Below are 260 nucleotides of genomic sequence, written 5' to 3' on the forward strand. Positions count from 1 at the left end.
TTCGGCATCTCCACCGACGTCTCCTACGCCAGCTCGCAGTACCTGTGCGACAAGGTCGCGAAGAAGCGCGTCGGCAATCGCGAGCGCAACCTCGAGCCGCTCACCATCAAGATCGGCGACCCCCAGGCGGAGACCATTTCGGAGAAGTTCGTGGAGGACTCGGTGGTATACCTGATCCACCGGCCCGGACTGAAGCACACGACCCCGGCTGCAGCATCGCAGAAGGCTCAGGTCATCAAGGCTCGCGTCGCCGCCGTCGA

The 260-nt window shown here is 63.8% G+C and carries 1 protein-coding gene; it reads left to right on the forward strand.

Annotated features, from left to right (window positions below; genetic code table 11):
• A partial coding sequence (locus RMT89_RS43905) for a hypothetical protein (protein WP_315889346.1) occupies nucleotides 1–260 on the forward strand: 260 nt, incomplete at both ends.

It is taken from the genome of Streptomyces sp. P17 (assembly GCF_032436805.1).
Lineage (GTDB): Bacteria > Actinomycetota > Actinomycetes > Streptomycetales > Streptomycetaceae > Streptomyces.